At 74.2% G+C, this 20,754-nt stretch carries 5 protein-coding genes and 1 pseudogene; 1 reads left to right on the plus strand and 5 read right to left on the minus strand.

The window, feature by feature from the left end:
* The 5 genes and pseudogenes from TR50_RS30375 to TR50_RS30395 all read right to left on the minus strand — a co-directional run.
* The coding region (locus TR50_RS30375) for a type I polyketide synthase (RefSeq protein WP_160311212.1) at positions 1-12,952 on the minus strand (12,952 nt) is incomplete at its 3' end.
* Positions 12,871-17,370, minus strand: a pseudogene (locus TR50_RS30380) (type I polyketide synthase); the annotation flags it as partial. The pseudogene TR50_RS30380 and the gene TR50_RS30375, both read right to left, overlap by 82 nt.
* A gap of 310 nt (positions 17,371-17,680) precedes the next feature.
* A complete protein-coding gene (locus TR50_RS30385; protein WP_152648728.1) occupies positions 17,681-19,285 on the minus strand; it encodes a PH domain-containing protein in 1,605 nt (534 codons plus the stop codon).
* Positions 19,282-19,782 (minus strand): PH domain-containing protein, encoded by a 501-nt coding sequence (locus TR50_RS30390; protein WP_042429480.1) that lies wholly within the window; start codon positions 19,780-19,782, stop codon positions 19,282-19,284. Before TR50_RS30390 ends, TR50_RS30385 begins: the two co-directional genes overlap by 4 nt.
* Before the next feature lie 48 nt (positions 19,783-19,830).
* Positions 19,831-20,340 (minus strand): hypothetical protein, encoded by a 510-nt coding sequence (locus tag TR50_RS30395; RefSeq protein WP_052441529.1) that lies wholly within the window; start codon positions 20,338-20,340, stop codon positions 19,831-19,833.
* Between the two features lie 192 nt (positions 20,341-20,532).
* Here TR50_RS30395 and TR50_RS47175 point away from each other — a divergent pair.
* Positions 20,533-20,754 (plus strand): hypothetical protein (locus TR50_RS47175; protein WP_042429483.1); only part of this gene is annotated, 222 nt, incomplete at its 3' end.

Genomic DNA, 20,754 nt, shown 5'->3' on the forward strand with positions numbered 1-20,754 from the left:
CGACCGGCAGCGCCACCGACACCATGCCGCCGAGACCCGCCAGACCACCGGCGATCGCCCGACTGCGCAGCGCCACCACGCGCGCACCGTCGTCCAGCGACAGCGCACCGGCGACCACAGCAGCAGCGATCTCACCCTGCGAATGCCCCACGACCGCCGCCGGACGAACCCCGGCCGCACGCCAGACCTCCGCGAGCGAGACCATCACCGCCCACAGCACCGGCTGCACCACATCCACCCGGTCCAGCCAGCCGTCACCGGACTCGCCACGGACCACGTCCAGCAGCGACCAGTCCTCGGCGAACGGCGCCAGCGCCGCCGCGCACTCGGCCATCCGCTGCGCGAACACCGCCGAGGACTCCAGCAGCTCCACCGCCATCGCGGCCCACTGCGAACCCTGACCCGGGAAGACGAACGCCACCTTCCCCGCAGCACCCGCCACACCACGCACGACCTCGGAAGCCACACCACCCGACGCCAACGCCTCAAGCCCCCGCACCGCACCGTCACGGTCACCCGCAACCACCACCGCACGCTGCTCGAACACCGACCGCGACGCCACCAGCGAACGACCCACGTCCGCCAGCGACACCTCCGGCCGCCCGCCCAGCAACGCCAGCAGACGAGCCGCCTGCCCAGGCAGCGCCGCCTCACTCTTCGCCGACAGCACCAGCGGCACAGCCGGCGCATCCGCGCTCTCCGCCGCCGGGGCCGGCTCGACCGGCAGGTACTCCAGGATCGTGTGGGCGTTGGTGCCGCTGATGCCGAAGGACGACACCGCCGCGCGACGCGGACGACCGGTCTCCGGCCACTCACGCTGCTCGGTCAGCAGCTCCACCGCGCCCGAAGCCCAATCCACCTTCCGCGACGGCTCGGTGACGTGCAGGGTCTGCGGCAGCACACCCTCGCGCATCGCCATGACCATCTTGATGATGCCGCCGACGCCCGCCGCCGCCTGCGTGTGGCCGATGTTCGACTTCAGCGACCCCAGCCACAGCGGCCGTTCGGCCGACTTCTCCTGACCGTACGTCGCGAGCAGGGCCTGGGCCTCGATCGGGTCACCGAGCCCGGTGCCCGTGCCGTGCGCCTCGACCGCGTCGATCTCGTCGGCCGTCAGACCCGCGTTGGCCAGGGACTGCCGGATCACCCGCTGCTGCGAGGGACCGTTGGGCGCCGTCAGACCGTTGCTCGCACCGTCCTGGTTCACCGCGCTGCCGCGCACGACCGCGAGCACCGTGTGGCCGTTGCGCTCGGCGTCCGACAGCCGCTCGACGAGCAGCATGCCGACGCCCTCACCCCAGCCGGTGCCGTCCGCGTCGGCGGAGAACGCCTTGCAGCGCCCGTCCGCGGAGAGACCGCGCTGGCGGCTGAAGTCGACGAAGGTCTCGGGCGTGGCCATCACGGTCACACCGCCCGCGAGTGCCATCGTGCACTCGCCGTTGCGCAGCGCCTGGACCGCCCAGTGCAGGGCGACCAGCGAGGAGGAGCACGCGGTGTCGACGGTGACCGCCGGGCCCTCCAGGCCCAGGGTGTAGGCGACGCGCCCGGAGGCGATGCTGCCGGACACACCGGTGCCCAGGTAGCCCTCGACTCCGTCCGGCAGCGAGCTGATTCCGGTGGCGTAGTCGTGGTACATGACGCCGGCGAAGACGCCGGTCCGGCTGCCCTTGAGGGTGGCCGGGTCGATGCCGGCGCGCTCGATGGCCTCCCAGGAGGTCTCCAGCAGCAGGCGCTGCTGCGGGTCCATCGCCAGCGCCTCACGCGGCGAGATGCCGAAGAACTCCGGGTCGAACAGGCCCGCATCGTGCAGGAAGCCGCCCTCGCGGGCGTAGGTGGTGCCCTGGTGGTCCGGGTCCGGGTGGTAGAGGTTGTCCAGGTCCCAGCCACGGCTGGTCGGGAAGCCGGAGACCGCGTCGCCGGCTTCGAAGACGAGCCGCCACAGGTCCTCGGGCGACTCCACGCCGCCCGGGTAGCGGCAGGCCATGCCGACGATCGCGATCGGCTCGTCGACCGCCACGGCGACGGCCGGGCCGGTCGCAGTGGCGTCCGTGGCGTCGCCCAGCAGCTCGGCGAGGAGGAAGGCGGCCAGAGCCAGCGGGCTGGGGTAGTCGAAGACCAGCGTCGCGGGCAGGCGCAGGCCGGTCGCGCCGTTGAGCTCGTTGCGCAGCTCGACGGCGGTCAGCGAGTCGAAGCCCAGCTCCTTGAAGGCCCGGCCGGACTCGACCGCTGTCGCGTCCGCGTAGCCCAGCACCGCCGCCACACGACCGCACACCAGGTCCAGCAGCGCACCCTCGCGCTCGCCCGCCGGGAGTGCCAGCAGACGGCCGGTCAGCTCCGAGCCGCCGGCCGCACCGGCCCGCGCGACACGACGCGCCGGGACCCGGACCAGCCCGCGCAGCAGGGCGGGCAGCGTGCCGGCGGCAGCCTGGGCCCGCAGTGCGGTCAGGTCGAGGCGCATCGGCACCAGCGCCGCCTCGCCGGTCGCGGTGCCGGCGTCGAGGAGGGTCAGGCCCTCAGCCGAGGAGAGCCCGTGGATGCCACCTCGGCTCATCCGCTGGACGTCGAGCTCGTCCAGGCTGCCGACCATGCCGCTGCTGTCGGCCCACGGGCCCCAGGCGAGCGAGGTGGCGGCGAGGCCTTGGGCCCGGCGCTGCCGCGCCAGCGCGTCCAGGAAGACGTTCGCGGCGGCGTAGTTGCCCTGGCCGGGGCTGCTCAGCGTGCCCGCGGCGGAGGAGAAGAGCACGAACGCGGAAAGGTCCGAGGTGAGTTCGTGCAGGTTGAGCGCGGCGTCCAGCTTCGGACGCAGCACCGAGTCCAAGCGCTCGGGCGTGAGGGAGGAGACGATCCCGTCGTCCAGCACACCAGCCGTGTGCACCACACCTGAGACCGGGTGCTCCGCCAGCAGCCCGGCCAGCGCCTCACGGTCCGCCACGTCGCACGCCGCGACCGTGACATCCGCACCCAACGCGGCCAACTCAGCGACCAGTTCCGCCGCGCCGGGCGCGTCCGCGCCGCGCCGCGACACCAGCAGCAGGCTCCGCACCCCGTGCTCGACCACCAGATGCCGGGCCACCAGACCACCCAGCATCCCGGACGCACCGGTCACCAGCACCGTGCCGTCAGTGTCGAACACCGGCGCCGCATCGACAGCGGCGGCCACCCGGGCCAAGCGGGGCGCGCGCAGGGCGCCGCCACGGACGGCCAGTTCGGGCTCGCCCGCGGTCAGCGCGGCCGACAGGGCCTCGCGGGAGAAGTCCCCGCCATCGACGTCCAGCAGCACCAGCCGGTCGGGGTTCTCCCCCTGCGCGGCACGGACCAGTCCCCAGACCGGGGCGTGGGTGAGGTCGGTGAGGCCGCTCTCGTCAGCCTCGACCGCGCCACGGGTCACCAGGACCAGACGGGACGCGGCGAACCGGTCGTCCGCCAGCCACCCCTGGACGACGCCGAGCGCGCCGTGCAGCGCGGCCCGGACGGCGTCGGCCGAATCGGCGGCGTTGGCACCAGCGCCCAGCGTCAGGAACACCGCGTCGGGGACGGCCAGACCGCCGTCGACCGCCGCGCCCAGCGCGGCCAGGTCGGCGAAGACAGGGGTGCCGCCTCCGGCGACGGCCGGCTGGTCGGTGCCCAGCGCGGCCCACCGGCCGGCCGGTGCGGCCGACACCGGCAGCGCGACCCACTCCACCCGGAACAGCGACTCCACGAACCCGCCTCGGGCGCTGCGCACCTGGCTGTCGGAGACCTCGCGGGAGACCAACGACTCGACCACGGCGACCGGCTGACCGGTCTCGTCGGCCAGCATCAGCGCGGCGGCATCCTGGCTGCGCTCGGAGAGCCGCAGGCGCAGCGCGCCGGCGCCGGTGGCGTACAGGGTCACACCGTTCCATGCGAACGGGATGCGGGCCTGACGGGGCGCCTCAGCGCCGACCGGCCCGGTGATGTCGAGGCCGAGAGCGTGCAGCGCGGAGTCCAGCAGCGCCGGGTGCAGACCGTAGAGGGCGGCCTCCTCCTGCGCGGCTTCCGGGAGGCGGAGCTCGGCATAGACGTCGCCGTCGTGACGCCAGGCGGCGCGCAGGCCCTGGAAGACCGGGCCGTAGCCGAAACCGGCGGCGGCCAGGCGCTCGTACAGGTCCGTGACGTCGACCTCGACCGCACCGGCCGGCGGCCACTCGGTCAGCTCGAACGCCGGCGCGGCGTTGACGGCGGGCGCGAGCACGCCGGTGGCGTGCCGGGTCCACGGCTCCTCCGGCAGTGCCTCCTCCAGACGGGAGTGCACGGTCAGGGAACGGCGGCCGGATCCGTCCGCCGCGCCCAGGGCCAGTCGCAGCTGGACGCCACCGCGCTCGGGCAGGACCAGCGGCGACTCCAGCGTCAGCTCCTCCAGCACCGAGCAGCCGACTCCGTCACCGGCCCGCACGGCCAGTTCGACGAAGGCGGTGCCCGGCAGCAGGATCGAGCCCATCACGGCATGGTCGGCCAGCCACGGGTGCGTCTGCACCGACAGACGGCCGGTGAACACCACGCCGTCGGCGTCGGGCAGTTCGACGCTGGCCCCGAGCAGCGGGTGCCCGGTCGCGCCGAGCCCGATCGACGTCACGTCACCCGCCGCCAGCAGCGGCGTGCGCGGCCAGTAGCGCTGGCGCTGGAAGGCGTAGGTGGGGAGGTCGACGCGCTGCGCGCCGGTGCCGGCGTAGAACGCCGTCCAGTCGACGGTCACGCCGCGCACATGGGCCTGGGCGAGGGCCGTGGTCAGCGTGCGGACCTCGGGGCGCTCGGCCCGCAGGACGGGCGCGAACGCGACGTCCTCGACGGTGACGCAGTCCTGGCCGAGCGCGGACAGCACGCCGTCCGGACCAAGCTCCACGAAGGTCCGGACGCCCTCACGCTCCAGCGTCTCGACGGCGTCGCGGAAGCGCACGGCCTCGTGGACATGCCGCACCCAGTACTCGGGCGAGGTCAGGTCGGCGGACTGGTCGAGCGTCGACACGATCGGGATCCGCGGAGCGTCGAACGTCAGACCCGCCACGACAGCCCGGAACTCGTCGAGCATCGGGTCCATCAGCGGCGAGTGGAACGCGTGGCTCACCGTCAGCCGCTTGGTCTTGCGACCCTGCGCGGCCAACTGCCCGGCGACCTCCAGCACGGCCTGCTCGGCACCGGAAAGCACCACGGAGGTCGGGCCGTTGACGGCCGCGATCCCCACCTCGTCGGTGAGCAGCGACAGCACCTCGTCCTCGGACGCCTGCACCGCCACCATCGCACCGCCCGACGGCAACGCCTGCATCAGCCGGCCACGCACCGCGACCAGGGTCGCCGCATCCGCAAGCGAGAGGACACCCGCGACGTGCGCAGCCGCCAGCTCGCCGATCGAGTGACCGGCCAGGAAGTCCGGCGTCAGACCCCAGGACTCCACGAGGCGGAACAGTGCGACCTCGATCGCGAACAGCGCCGGCTGCGTGTATGCCGTCTGGTCGATCCGCTCACCCGCGAAGACGACGTCCCGCAGTGGGCGGTCCAGGTGCTGGTCCAGGTGTGCGAACACCTCGTCCAGCGCATCCGCGAACACCGGGAACCCCTCGTACAGCTCACGGCCCATTCCGGCCCGCTGGCTGCCCTGACCGGTGAACAGGAAGGCAACCCGGCCGTCGACAGCGGCAGCGTCGAGCACGTTCGCCGCGGACTCCCCCGCCGCCAACGCGCGCAGTCCGCGCAGCAGTTCGTCCCGCTCGCCGGCGATCACCACCGCGCGACGCTCCAGCGCCGCCCGGCTGGTTGCCAACGAGAAGGCGAGGCTGGGGAGTTCGGCATCCCCGGCAACCGACAGCAGTCGCTCCGCCTGGGCCCGCAGGGCGGTCGTGTCCCGGCCGGACAGCACCACCGGCAGCACCGACGGCGACACGGTCGCCTCGACGGCCGGCACCTCGGCGGGCGCGGGCGCCTGCTCCAGGATGGTGTGCGCGTTGGTCCCGCTGAAGCCGAAGGAGGAGACGCCGACCCGGCGCGGCGCACCGGTCTCAGGCCACTCCGTGGCCTCGGTCAGCAGCTCCACCGCACCCGCCGACCAGTCGACGTGCGGCGTCGGCTGCTCGACGTGCAGGGTCTGCGGCAGCATGCCGTGCCGCATCGCCATGACCATCTTGATCACACCGGCGACACCCGCCGCGGCCTGCGTGTGCCCGATGTTGGACTTGATCGAACCCAGCCACAGCGGCTGGTCGTCGGCGCGGTCGCGGCCGTAGGTGGCCAGGAGGGCCTGCGCCTCGATCGGGTCGCCGAGGGCCGTGCCGGTGCCGTGGGCCTCGACCGCGTCGATCTGGTCGGCGGTGAGGCGTGCGTTCTCCAGCGCCTGGCGGATGACGCGCTGCTGGGACGGCCCGTTGGGGGCGGTCAGACCGTTGCTGGCGCCGTCCTGGTTGACAGCCGAGCCGCGGACGACCGCGAGGACCGTGTGGCCGTTGCGCTGCGCGTCGGACAGCCGCTCGACGAGCAGCATGCCCGCGCCCTCGCCCCAGGCGGTGCCGTCGGCGGCGGCGGAGAAGGCCTTGCACCGGCCGTCCGCCGACAGGCCGCGCTGGCGGCTGAAGTCGAGGAAGGTGTCGGGCGTGGCCATCACGGTGACGCCACCGGCGAGGGCGAGTTCGCACTCGCCGTTGCGCAGGGCCTGCACCGCCAGGTGCAGGGCGACCAGCGAGGAGGAGCAGGCGGTGTCGACGGTGACCGCCGGGCCCTCCAGCCCGAAGGTGTAGGAGAGGCGGCCGGCCAGCACACTGGCCGAGGTGCCGGTGCCGAGATGGCCCTCCAGCTCCTCGGGCGAGTTCATCAGAAGCGCGAGGTAGTCCTGGCCGTTGGTGCCGGCGAAGACGCCGGTGCGGCTTCCGCGCAGGGTCGTCGGGTCGATGCCCGCCCGCTCGAACGCCTCCCAGCTGGTCTCCAGCAGCAGACGCTGCTGCGGGTCCATCGACAGCGCCTCGCGCGGCGAGACGCCGAAGAAGGCCGGGTCGAACTCGGCCGCGTCGTAGAGGAATCCGCCCTCACGGGTGTAGATCCGGCCGACCTGCTCCGGGTCCGGGTGGTAGAGCGTGTCGACGTTCCAACCGCGGTCGGTCGGCAGGCCGGACATCGCGTCGCCGCCCGAGACGAGCAGCTGCCACAGCTCCTCGGGCGAGGTCACCCCGCCGGGGAAACGGCAGCTCATCGCGACGATGGCGATGGGCTCGTCGTCCGTCACGACCGTGACGGCGGCAGGCGTCGCGTCGCTGGTGTCCCGGCCGAGGAGCTCGGAGCCCAGGTGGTCGGCGAGCGCGTCGGCCGTCGGGTAGTCGAAGACCAGGCTGCTGGGCAGGCTGAGGCCGGTCGCCGCGTTGAGCCGGTTGCGCAGCTCGACGGCGGTCAGCGAGTCGAAGCCCAGCTCCTTGAAGGCCCGGCCGGACTCGATCCTCTCCGTGCCGGTGTGGGCCAGGACGGTGGCGACGGTGGTGCGCACCAGGTCCAGCAGGGCGCGCCGCTGCTCGGCCTCGGACAGGCCGGCCAGGCGACCGGTCGGCGAGGCGACGGCGGCCGACGCCTCCGCACCGGCGGCCGGTCGGGCCTCCGGAAGGTCGTCGAAGAGTCGGCTGGGGCGCCCGGCCGTCATGACCGACAGGAAGCGGTCCCAGGTGATGTCGGCGACCGTGAGGGCGCCGTCACCGTGGTCCAGTGCCTGCTGGAGGGCGGCGACGGCCGGCTCCGGAGCCATCGGCGGGACACCGTCGCGGCGCAGGCGCTGTTCGAGGGTCGCGTCGGCGGCCATGCCGCCCTGGGCCCAGGGGCCCCAGGCGATGGACGTCGCGGCCAGGCCGTCGGCCCGGCGCTGCTCGACGAGCGCGTCGAGGTAGGCGTTGGCGGCGGCGTAGTTGCCCTGGCCGGCGTTGCCGACGGTGCCGGCGATCGAGGAGAAGAGCACGAACGCGGACAGGCTGTCGGTGAGTTCGTGCAGGTTGCGCGCCGCCTCCACCTTCGGACGGGTGACGGCGGTGAAGCGCTCGGCGGTCAGGCCGTCCACCATCCCGTCGTCCAGCACTCCGGCCGTGTGGAAGACGGCCGACACCGGCTGGTCCAGCGCCGCGAGCAGCGCGGCCAGCGCGTCGCGGTCAGCCACGTCGCACGCGGCGACGGTGACGCTCGCACCGGCGGCGGCCAGCTCGTCACGCAGTTCCACCGCGCCGGGCGCGTCCAGACCCCGACGGCTGGTCAGCAGCAGGTGCTGGGCGCCGTTGCGGACCAGCCAACGCGACACCTCCGCGCCCAGCGCACCGGTGCCACCGGTGACCAGCACCGTGCCCGAGGGCTGCCACGGGGCTGCCTCGCCACGCGACGCGCGCACCAGGCGACGAGCGAAGACGCCCGACGCGCGGACGGCGACCTGGTCCTCGCCGCCGACGGCGGCCAGCACACCGGCAAGGCGCGCGAGCACGCGGTCGTCCACGTTCTCCGGGAGGTCGACGAGACCACCCCAGCGCTCAGGGTGCTCCAGCGCCACCACCCGGCCCAGACCCCACAGCTGGGCCTGGTCCGGATTGGCCGGCCGGTCGGTGCGGCCCGTCGACACCGCGCCGCGCGTCACGCACCACAGGGGTGCGACGACACCCGCGTCACCGAGCGCCTGCACCAGCGTCGCGGTGAGCATCGGCTCGGCGTCCGCCGCCGGCAGCCAGACCACGCCGGCGACCTCGGCGGCGTCCTGCGCGGTGTCACGCAGCAGGTGCGCCAGGGCGTCGCGCTCCCGGGCCGCACCGTCGATCTCGACCTGCCGGACCTCGACGCCGCGCGCGGACAGCGCCCGCAGCGTGGCGAGCACAGCGGTGCTCTCGCTCGACCCGGTCGGGAACGCCACCATCCAGGTGCCCGAGGGGGCACCCGAGGCGGCCTGACGCACGGGCTTCCAGGTGACGCGGTAGCGCCAGCCGTCCACCGTCGCCTGCTCGCGGCTCTTGCGGCGCCAGGCCGACAGCGCCGGCAGCACCGAGCTGAACGGCTGGTCGCCGCCCAGGTCGAGGGCCGTGGTAAGGGTGGCGAGGTCGCCGCTGTCGACGGCCTCCCAGAAGGTGGCGTCGACCGCGTCGGTCTGCGCCTGCGTCGGGACCGCCACGGCGGTCGCGTTCTCCAGCCAGTACCACTGCCGCTGGAACGCGTAGGTCGGCAGGTCGACGCGTCGCGCACCGCGTCCGGCGAAGAACGCCGACCAGTCCACGGCGACGCCGCGTACGTGGAGTTGGGCGAGCGCGGTGGTCAGCGTACGGTCCTCGGGACGGTCGGCGCGCAGTAGCGGCGCGAAGGCCGCCGTCTCGGTCACGCAGTCCTGGCCCATCGCGGCGAGCACGCCGTCCGGGCCGAGCTCCAGGAAGGTGCGGACGCCCTGGGCCTCCAGCGCCCCGATGGCGTCGCGGAAGCGGACCGCCTCGCGGACGTGGCGCACCCAGTACTCGGGCTGGGTGAGGTCGGCGGTCTGGTCGAGGGTGGAGACGATCGGGATCCGGGGAGCGTCGAAGGTCAGACCCGACACGACCGCCCGGAACTCGTCCAGCATCGGGTCCATCAGCGGCGAGTGGAACGCGTGACTGACCGTCAGCCGCTTGGTCTTGCGCCCCTGTCCGGCGAACTGTTCGGCGACCGCCGCAGCCGCCGCCTCGGCGCCGGATATCACCACCGACGTCGGGCCGTTGACGGCGGCGATCCCCACCTCGTCGGTGAGCAGCGGCAGCACCTCGTCCTCGGACGCCTGCACCGCCACCATCGCACCGCCCGCAGGCAGCTGCTGCATCAGCCGGCCACGGGCCGCGACCAGCTTCGCGGCGTCCGCCAGCGAGAGCACGCCCGCCGCGTGCGCGGCCGCGATCTCACCGATCGAGTGGCCCGCCAGGAAGTCCGGGCGGACACCCCAGGACTCTATGAGACGGAACAGCGCCACCTCGAGGGCGAACAACGCCGGCTGCGTGAACGCCGTCTCGTCGATCCGCTCACCCGCGAAGACGACCTCCCGCACCGAAAGGTCCAGCTGCCCGTCCAGCTCCGCGCAGACCGCGTCGAACGCCGCCGCGAACACCGGGAACGCCTCGTACAGCTCACGGCCCATCCCGGCCCGCTGACTGCCCTGACCGGTGAACAGGTAGGCGAGTCGTCCCGCCGTGCCGGCGGTGCCGAGCACCGCGTCAGCGGTCGGCTCGCCGGCCGCCAGCGCGGCCAGCGCGCGGGCGAACTCCGTGCGGTCGGCGGCCACGAGGACCGCCCGGTCCTCCAGCGCCGCGCGACCCGTCGCCAGCGAGTAGGCCAGGTCGGCGGTGGTCGGCTCGGCCTCCGCGTCGAGCTGAGTGAGGTCGGTGAGGTGGGTGAGCAGGGCACGCGCCTGCTCGCGCAGGGCCTCCTCGCCGCGGGCCGAGAGGATCCACGGCTGGACGGCGGGCAGCGGCGCGGCAGCGGCCTCGACCTGCGCGCCCTCGACGGCGGGAGCCTGCTCGATGATGGTGTGGGCGTTGGTGCCGCTGAACCCGAAGGACGACACCCCGGCTCGGCGCGGACGGCCGGTCTCCGGCCAGTCGCGCGCCTCGGTCAGCAGCTCGACCGCGCCCGCCGTCCAGTCGACGTTCGCGGAGCGCTCGTCCGCGTGCAGGGTGCGGGGCAGCAGCCCGTGGCGCATCGCCATGACCATCTTGATGATGCCGCCGACGCCCGCCGCCGCCTGGGTGTGGCCGATGTTGGTCTTCAGGGAGCCCAGCCAGAGCGGCTGGTCCTCGGCCCGGTCCTGGCCGTAGGTGGCGAGCAGCGCGTGCGCCTCGATCGGGTCGCCCAGCGGAGTGCCGGTGCCGTGCGCCTCGACCACGCTCACCTGGTCGGCCGTCAGTCCGGCGTCCTGGAGCGCCTGGCGGATCACCCGCTGCTGCGAGGGACCGTTCGGGGCGGTGAGCCCGTTGCTGGCGCCGTCCTGGTTGATCGCCGAACCGCGCACGATCGCCAGCACCGGGTGCCCGTTGCGCCGGGCGTCGGACAGGCGCTCGACCAGCAGCATGCCCGCGCCCTCGGCCCAGCCGGTGCCGTCCGCACCGGCCGAGAACGCCTTGCAGCGCCCGTCGGACGCCAGGCCGCGCTGGCGGCTGAAGTCGATGAACGCCTCGGGCGTCGCCATGACGGTCGCGCCACCCGCGAGGGCCATCGTGCACTCACCCTGGCGCAGCGCCTGCACCGCGAGGTGCAGGGCGACCAGCGAGGAGGAGCAGGCGGTGTCGACGGTGACCGCCGGGCCCTCCAGCCCGAGCGTGTAGGCGACGCGCCCGGAGGCGACGCTGCCGGCGGTGCCGGTGCCGAGGTAGCCCTCGACGCCCTCGGGCAGTTCGCTGATCCGGGTGGCGTAGTCGTGGTACATCACACCCGCGAAGACGCCGGTGCGGCTGCCCTTGAGCAGGGCCGGGTCGATGCCGGCGCGCTCGATCGCCTCCCAGGAGACCTCCAGCAGCAGTCGCTGCTGCGGGTCCATCGCGACGGCCTCACGCGGCGAGATACCGAAGAACGCGGGGTCGAACAGGCCCGCGTCGTGCAGGAAGCCGCCCTCGCAGGAGTACGAGGTGCCCGGGTGGTCCGGGTCCGGGTGGTAGAGGTTCTCCACGTCCCAGCCACGACCGGCCGGGAAGCCCGAGATCGCGTCGCCGCCCTCCGTGACCAGCCGCCACAAGTCGTCCGGCGACTGGACGCCGCCCGGGTAGCGGCAGGCCATGCCGACGATGGCGATCGGGTCGTCGGCCGTCTGGGCCTTGGGTGCTCCGGTGGCCGTGGCCGCCGGAGCGGCGCCGACGATCCGGGTGCGCAGGTACTCCGCGAGCGCGGCGGGGGTCGGGTAGTCGAAGATCAGGGTGGGCGGCAGGCGCAGGCCCGTGGCCGTGTTGAGCGCGTTGCGCAGCTCGACGGAGGTCAGCGAGTCGAAGCCGAGGTCCTTGAAGGCGCGACCGGCCTCGATCACCTCGGCCGAGGCGTGGCCCAGGACGGCGGCCACCCGCACCCGCAGGACCTCCAGCAGCTCGCGGTCGAGCTCGGCCTCGGAGAGGCCGGCCAGTCGGCGCAGAAGCTCCGAGCCGCCTCCCGCGGCGGCCAGCGCGGCCCGGCGGACGGGCGTGCGGACGAGGCCGCGCAGCAGCGCGGGCAGGGTGCCGGCGGCGGCGCGGGAGCGCAGCGCGCCCAGGTCGACGCGCATCGGGACCAGGGCGGCGTGGCCCAGGCGAGTGGCCGTGTCGAGCAGGGCCAGGCCCTCGCCGTCGGCGAGGCCGGGCATGCCGTCCCGCGCCAGCCGCTGGAGGTCGGCGGCGTCCAGGGTGCTCGCCATGCCGCCGTCGGCCCACGGGCCCCAGGCGAGCGAGAGCGCGGGCAGGCCGAGCCGGGCCCGGTGGGCGGCCAGCGCGTCGAGGAAGGCGTTGGCGGCGGCGTAGTTGGCCTGGCCGGCGCCGCCGAGGGCAGCGGCGTTCGAGGAGTAGAGGACGAAGGCCGCCAGGTCGAGTCCGACGGTCAGCTCGTGCAGGTTGAGCGCGGCGTCGACCTTGGGCCGCAGCACGGCGTCGAAGCGCTCGGGCGTGAGCGAGGAGACGACGCCGTCGTCGAGGACGCCCGCGGTGTGCACGACGGCGGTGAGCGGACGGTCCAGCGAGCCCAGCAGCTCGGCGAGCGCCGCACGGTCGGCGACGTCGCACGCCGCCAGCGTCACGGTGGCGCCCAGCTCGGCCAGTTCGTCGGCCAGGTCAGCCGCACCGGGGGCGTCGGCGCCGCGTCGGCTGGTGAGCAGCAGGTGCCGGGCGCCGTGCTCGGCGACCAGGTGGCGAGCAGCGACGGCGCCCAGGGCGCCGGTGCCGCCGGTGATCAGGACGGTGCCGTCCTGGTCCAGTCGCCAGGGGGCACTGTCCTGTGTCTCGTCCACGGCGATCCGGGCCAGTCGGGGCACGGAGCAGGCACCCTGACGGATCGCCAGTTCCGGCTCGCCACCGGCGGCGCCGCCGCCAGCACGCCATCCAGGTCCGCCGGGGAGTCGGCCGCGTCCAGGTCGAGCAGCACGAACCGGTCCGGGTTCTCCGCCTGCGCGGAACGCACCAGACCCCACACCGCCGCACCCGCCGGATCGGCCAACGCCTCACCCGACAGCGGCGCGACCGCGCCACGCGTCACCACCACCAGCCGCGCGTCAGCGAAGCGCTCCTCGGCCAGCCAGCCCTGCACCAGCCCCAGGGCCCGGTGGGAGACCTCCCGCACCGCGCCCGCCGACAGCTCACCCGCCGCCGAACCGCAGGACGCGAACACCACATCCGGCACGACCTCGGCCGCCGCCAACCCCCCCAGATCGGCGAAGCCCTCGACGGCGGGACCCTCCAGCGCACCACCGAGCGCAGCCCAACGACCACGCTCGACACCGCCGGCCAGCGGCAGCGCCGTCCACTCCACCCGGAACAGCGACTCGTGGTGCGCACCCCGAGCGGCACCGAGCTGCTCGACGGAGATCTCGCGCAGCGCCAGGGAGCGCACCGACATCACCGGTCGGCCGGTGCCGTCGGCGAGGTCGAGGGCGACCTCGCCTCCGCCCAGTGCGGTGATCCGCACCCGGAGTGCGGACGCACCGGTGGCGTGCAGGGTGACGCCGCTCCAGGCGAACGGCAGGCCGCCACGGAGCGCGTCGTCGCGGGTGTCCGCGCCCAGCGCGTGCAGGGCGGCGTCGAGCAGGGCGGGGTGCAGGCCGAACCGGTCGGTGTCGTCCTCCGCCGCGTCGGGCAGGGCGATCTCGGCGAAGATCTCGGCGCCGCGCAGCCAGGCTGCGCGCAGGCCCTGGAAGGCGGGGCCGTAGCCGAACCCGGCCTCGGCGAGATCGCTGTGGATCTGCCGGACGTCGACCGGGCGGGCGTCGGCGGGCGGCCAGGCGGCGAGGTCGAAACCGGCCATGGCGGCGCCCGCGGTGAGCACACCGGTGGCGTGGCGGCTCCACGGCTCGTCGGCCGGGGCGCCCTCGACACGGGAGTGCAGGCTGAGCGAGCGGCTGCCGCTCTCGTCGGCGCCGCTCACCACGATCTGGAGCTGCACGCCGCCGTGCTCGGGCAGCAACAGCGGTGCTTCGAGCGTCAGTTCCTCGACCAGGTCGCAGCCGACCTGGTCGCCGGCCCGGATCGCCAGGTCCACGAAGGCGGTGCCGGGCAGCAGCACGCTGCCCTGCACGGCGTGGTCGGCCAGCCAGGGGTGGGTGTCCAGGGCGAGCCGCCCGGTGAACAGGAAGCCGTCGACGTCGGCGAGGGCCACCGCGGCGCCCAGCAGCGGGTGGTCGGCGGAGTCGAGGCCGATCGAGGCGACGTCGCCGAGGGCGCTGCCGCTCTCCAGCCAGTAACGCTCACGCTGGAACGCGTAGGTCGGCAGGTCCACCCGACGGGCGCCCTGGCCCGCGAAGACCCCGTCCCAGTCGAGGGCGCGGCCGCGGACGTGCGCCTCGGCCAGAGCGGTGGTGAAGGTGCGGACCTCGGGGCGGTCGGCGCGCAGCACCGGCAGGAACGCGACGGGCTCGGTCACGCATGCCTGGCCCATCGCCGACAGCACGCCGTCGGGGCCCAGCTCCACCACGGTGCTGACGCCCTCGCGCTCGAGCACGCGCATCGCGTCCGCGAAGCGGACGGCCTCGCGCACGTGCCGCACCCAGTACTCGGGGGCGCCGATCTCCTCGGCGGTCACCAGCTCGCCGGTGAGGGTGGAGACGATCGGGACGGTCGGCGCGGCGTAGGTCACCACCTGGGCGGCGCGCCGGAACTCGGCGAGCATGCCGTCCATGTGCGGGGAGTGGAAGGCGTGGCTGACCGTCAGCCGCTTGGTCTTGCGGCCCTCGGCCTGCCAGTGCGCGGCGGCGGCGAGCACGGCGTCCTCGTCACCGGCGACCACCACCGCGTCGGGCCCGTTGACGGCCGCGACGGCGACCCGGCCCTCGCGGCCGGCGAGGTCGGCCAGCACCTCGGCCTCCGTGGCCTGCAGGGCCACCATCGCGCCGCCGCCGGGCAGTTCCTGCATGAGCCGACCGCGTGCGGCGACCAGCAGGGCGGCGTCCGGCAGGGTGAGAACCCCGGCGACGTGGGCGGCGGCGAGCTCGCCGATCGAGTGCCCGGCCAGGAAGTCCGGGCGCAGGCCCCAGGACTCGGCGAGGCGGAACAGCGCCACCTCGACGGCGAACAGCGCCGGCTGGGTGTAGGCGGTCTGGTGCAGCAGCTCGGCCTCGGCCGAACCCTGCGCCGCGAACAGCACCTCGCGCAGCGGACGCTCCAGCTGGAGGTCGAGGTGACCGCAGGCCTGGTCGAGGGCGCGGGTGAAGACCGGGAAGGTCTCGTACAGCTCGCGGCCCATGGCCAGGCGCTGGCTGCCCTGGCCGGTGAAGACGAAGGCGGTGCGGCCGGTGTCCGGGGCGCCCTGGACGAGGCCGGGCAGACCGGTGCCGTCGGCGAGCGCGCGCAGCGCCTGCTGGAACTCCGTGCGGTCGCCGGCCACCAGCGCGGCCCGGTGCTCGAAGCCCGCGCGGGTGGTGGCCAGCGAGTGGCCGAGGTCGGCCGGGCTCTGGCCGGGGTGCGCGGCAACGTGCGCGTGCAGCCGCTCGGCCTGCTCGCGCAGCGCCTCAGGGGTCTTGGCCGACAGCACCCACGGCAGCACGGCCGGCGTGACGGAGACCGGTTCGGCGACCGTGACGGGCTCGGTGGCTTCCGGGGCCTGCTCGATGACGGTGTGGGCGTTGGTGCCGCTCATGCCGAAGGAGGAGACGCCGGCGCGGCGGGGACGGCCGGTCGCGGGCCACGGCATCGGCTCGGTGAGCAGTTCGACGGCGCCGGCGGTCCAGTCGACGTGCGCGCTGGGCGCGTCGACGTGCAGGGTGCGCGGCAGCACGCCGTTCTGCATCGCCATGACCATCTTGATGACGCCGCCGATGCCGGCGGCGGCCTGGGTGTGGCCGATGTTGGACTTGAGCGAGCCGAGCCGCAGCGGCTGGTCCGCGGGGCGGTCCTGGCCGTAGGTGGCGAGCAGGGCCTGCGCCTCGATCGGGTCGCCGAGGGTGGTGCCGGTGCCGTGCGCCTCGACCGCGTCGACCTCACCGGCCGTCAGCCCGGCGTCGGCCAGGGCCTGGCGGATCACCCGCTGCTGGGACGGGCCGTTGGGGGCGGTCAGGCCGTTGCTGGCGCCGTCCTGGTTGATCGCCGAGCCGCGCACGACGGCCAGCACGGGGTGCCCGTTGCGCCGGGCGTCGGACAGCCGCTCGACCAGCAGCATGCCGACGCCCTCGCCCCAGGCGGTGCCGTCGGCGGCGTCGGCGAACGGCTTGCAGCGGCCGTCGGGGGCCAGGCCGCGCTGGCGGCTGAAGGCGATGAACGACCCGGGGTTGGCCATCACGGCCACGCCGCCGGCCAGCGCCACGCCGCACTCGCCGCGGCGCAGCGACTGCACGGCCAGGTGCAGCGCGACCAGCGAGGACGAGCAGGCGGTGTCGACGGTGACCGCCGGGCCCTGGAAGCCGAAGGTGTAGGAGAGCCGGCCCGAGGCGACGCTGCCGGCGGTGCCGGTGACCAGGTAGCCCTCCATGCCCTCGGCCGCCTCGTGCAGGCGCGGTCCGTAGTCCTGGGCCTCGGCGCCGATGAAGACCCCGGTGCGGGACTCGCGCAGGGTGCCCGGGTCGATGCCGGCGCGCTCGAACGCCTCCCAGGAGGTCTCCAGCAGCAGCCGCTGCTGCGGGTCCATCGCCAGAGCCTCGCGCGGCGAGATGCCGAAGAAGCCGGGGTCGAAGGTGTCGGCGTCGTGCAGGAAGCCGCCGGCCTGCGCGTAGCTGGTGCCCGGGTGGTCCGGGTCCGGGTCGTAGAGGCCGCCGAGGTCCCAGCCGCGGCCGGCCGGGAAGGCGGAGATCGCGTCGACGCCGTCGGCGACCAGCTGCCACAGCTGCTCGGGGCTGTTCGCGTCGCCGGGGAACCGGCAGGCCATGGCGACGATCGCGATGGGCTCGTCGTCGGCGGAGCCGAGCGGCTCAGGGCGGTCGTCGGCGGCGGCCAGGCCCAGGATCTCGGCCCGCAGGTGCCGGGCGAGGGACGCGGCGGTGGGGTGGTCGAAGACCAGGGTGACCGGCAGGCGCAGCCCGGTCGCGGCCTGAAGCCGGCTGTGCAGGTCGACGGCGGCCAGCGAGTCGAAGCCGAGCTCCAGGAACGGGCGGTCGGCCTCGACGGCGGCGGACGGACGGCCGCGCAGGGATTCGGTGGCGTGCTCCAGCACGAGGTTCAGCAGCAGGCGCTGCTGGTCGGCCTCGGCGTGACCGGTCAGCCGCTGCCGCAAAGATGACAGCGCATCCGAATTTCCGGCATCCGCACCGTCCGGCTCCGGAACAATTCCCTCGGACTGGTTCATCATCGCGCTCCACCACCCAGCAGACGGTATCCAAAACCATCGGTCAGCCTGCCATTTGGTGGTGATCACCAGGTACCCCTACGTCCCCCCAGGCACCCCTACGCAATCCTGCGCGTACCCCTGCGTATATCCGGACGCCGCCGGAATGCAATTCCGGGGCGCCGGTCGCCGCATGACGCGAAAATACCTTCCCGCCGCCCGCGGGAAAGTCGGAATTACAAAATGCGTCGCCCCGGCGAACTCTGTCCGCCGGGGCCGCCCGCTTCCCTGGGCGCGGTCAGTCCCTTTCGAGAAACGGGGCGAGCAGGTCGGGCACGGCCTGCTCGGCGAGCGAAAGCCCCTCGGCGAGGGTCACGTCACGCACCCGGTAGGCGCCGCGGCCGGCCGCCGTGGTGGCGGTGAGGGTGAGCAGCCCGCTGCGGCGCTGGAACACCGAACGGCTGACGGTCCAGCCGATCACGCCGGTGCGCTGGAGTGCGACGGTGCGGCGGGCGAAGACGCCCGAGCGGGCCACCAGGTGGTCGCCCACCAGGGCGTGGCCGAGCGCCCGGTAGGCGTCCACACCCAGCCACACCGCGCCGGGCAGCAGGACCGCGGCGACCACGCCGGCGGCCGGGAGGAACCCCGGCACCCAGATGCCGGGCAGCGCCACCACGGCGGCGGCGAGCACGACCACGGTCAGGCCCCGGTTGATCCGGCGACGCCGGGCCACCCTCGGATGGGCGGTCAACTCGGCCGCCACGGGCGATGGCTGACCGTCCGGGCTCAGCTCGTCGGCGACCCGCAGAGCCTCCGCGCGCGGTGCGGGCGGGACCAGGATGCCGCGCGTACGGTTCTCCTCGGCGTTGCCCAGTCCGGTGGCGACCGCGTACAGCCTCGCGCCGCCACCCCAGCGCAGCAGCAGCGACTCGACCAGTTCCAGGCCGCGCAGCCGCCGCTCCTCGATGGAGACGGAGCGGTGCTTCCACAGGCCGCGCCGCAGCCGCAGCACGCCGCCGTCCTCGCGCTCCAGGCGGTACCCGTACCAGCCCTCGATGTACTGGCCGACGGCCACGACGGTGCCCAGGGCGGCCAGCACCAGCAGCAGCGCCGGCACCGCGACCCACAGCGGCACCGCGGTGAAGGCGGCGACCAGCTGGTGCACGACGCCCAGCTTCAGCGGATCGATCTGCATCTCGTGCAGGGTGTTGTAGCAGATGCCGAGAACGGCCAGGAGTCCGCCGACACCCCAGATCGTGAGCGGGGCGTAGCGCAGCCAGGACCAGGACAGTTCGGCGACGGGGGCCGGGACGGACGATTCGGCGGGATCGAGGGCCTCGTCCGGGTCGGCCGCCGTCGACCGGCGCGCGAGACGCGCGGCCCGGCCGCTCAGCAGTTCCTGCTGCAGTGCGTGCGCCTGGGCGAGGGTGACGCCGTCCAGCGAGAGGCTGCGGGCCGCGGAGGCGCCGTGGACGGCGGCGCCCACGTTCACCGTGGCCAGGCCGAGCAGACGGTGCAGCGGACGCGCGGTGACGTCGGCGCTGCGGATCCGCTCCAGCGGCACGGAGCGGCGGCTGCGGAACAGCAGGCCCGAACGCAGTTCCAGCCGTGCGTCGGTGATCCGGTAGCCGGTGGTGAGGACGCGGGTGAGGTTGATGCCGGCGACGATCAGGAAGGCCACGGTGAACGAGGCGATGGTGAGCAGCGCCTGAAGGTTGAGCCTGCCGCCGGTGCCGATCAGGGTGCCGATCCCGGAGACGACGGGGGCGACCAGCCAGCTCAGGTGAACCGGTATCAGGCGCAGGCTCAGCCGGTGCCAGGCGGGCTCGGCGGCCGGGGCCGCGGCGCGCTCGGCGCCCGCGATCACCTCGTCGGTCGCCTCGCGGGTCACGTCGCCCGTCATGTCGCGTCCCCCGTGGTGGCCTGCGTGGCGGTGGTCAGGTGCTCGACGACGTCGGCGGCGCGACCGCGGTCGAGGCCCCGGATGATCAGGGCGCCCGAGGCGGAGGCCGTGGTGACCTTGATGCCGCTGAGGCCGAAGAGCTGCTCCAACGGGCCGCGCACGGTGTCCACGGTCTGGATCCGCGACAGCGGCGCCACCCGCCAGTGCTGCCACAGCCAGCCGGAGCTGGTGTAGACGGCGTGGTCGGTGGTCTCCCAGCGGTGCACGCGGTAGCGCCACAGCGGCATGACGGTCAGGTAGGCGAGCCCGAACAGCGCGACCACGAGGAAGACCGGACCGAAGACCAACCGGGCCGGCGGGATCAGCAGGTAGAGAACACCCGTCACCAGGGCGGTGGGCACCGGGATCAGCGCGGCGCGCACCATCCACCAGGCGATGGCACGGCGCTCCACCCGGTGGTGGGGCGGCCGCAGGCGGGGTCCGTCGGGGTGGGGCACGGTGGTGGTTCCTCTCGCTTCGCTTGGGCAGCCGTGTGACCGTCGGGGCTAGGCGACCGCGACGCGCAGCCGGCGGCGGCGGTTCATCACCACGACGGTCCGCGCCAGCACGGTGGCCAGCGCCATCAGCACGAGGGAGTTGGAGAAGACCTCGGGCCCGCTGATCCGGTACTTGACGGAGAAGGTGATGATCGCGGCGGTGTACCAGTGCTCGATCCCGTAGACGAAGAGCACCCGGGCGCCCGACATGGCGAGCCAGAAGAGCCCGTAGAGCACACCGGCCCGAGTGTAGACCTGCCCGGACGGGTCCCTCTCGGCGGGCATCATCGCGCCGGCCGCCAGGCCGAGGATGGTGCCGAGGCCGATGCCGACCAGTTGCAGCGACAGGTCGTTGCCGTCCAGCTGCGGCGAGTGGAAGAAGAGCACCATGACCACCGCGACCGCGATCAGCGGCCGGATCAGCCGCAGGGCGTTGACCTTGCGGCGGCCGAGGTCGCCGGCGAGGATCACCAGCAGCACTGTCCCGCTGACCACCAGCGTGATCATGAAGTCACTCATCGTCCGTACTCCAGAAGTCCCGTTCACCGTGCTTTTCCCGCACTGCAGTCCAGGCTAGGAACGGACGCGGAGCCGCGGAACGACCGCCCGATGGAACCGGCTGTCCACCGATCGACGTACACCGGGCGCGGGTCGCCCCGACCGCGCTCGGGCGTGGTGTGCGGCGCGCCGGGCGTGGTAGGACTGGTCAGCGTGCACGCAAGCGTCGCCCCTGACCAGCCCGTCGACCATCCGGCCGACCATTCCGCCGTCCAGTCGCCGACGGTGGAAACGGGCCGCGCCCCGGCCGGGCCGATCCGCCACCAGGTCCCGGTGCGCCGCTGGTTCGGCCTGTGGGACGCCTACTTCGGACTCTCCTACCTGGTCACCACCGGGCTGCTGCTGACCTCGGGCGACGCGCCGGGGCGGGTGGCG

Origin of the sequence: Streptacidiphilus anmyonensis, assembly GCF_000787855.1 — a bacterium.
Taxonomy (GTDB): Bacteria; Actinomycetota; Actinomycetes; order Streptomycetales; family Streptomycetaceae; genus Streptacidiphilus; species Streptacidiphilus anmyonensis.

Bases quoted from the DNA above. Each gene is read 5' to 3' on its own strand.
- TR50_RS30385 (WP_152648728.1), bottom strand. From the start codon at position 19,285: ATGACGGGCGACGTGACCCGCGAGGCGACCGACGAGGTGATCGCGGGC.
- TR50_RS30395 (WP_052441529.1), bottom strand. From the start codon at position 20,340: ATGAGTGACTTCATGATCACGCTGGTGGTCAGCGGGACAGTGCTGCTG.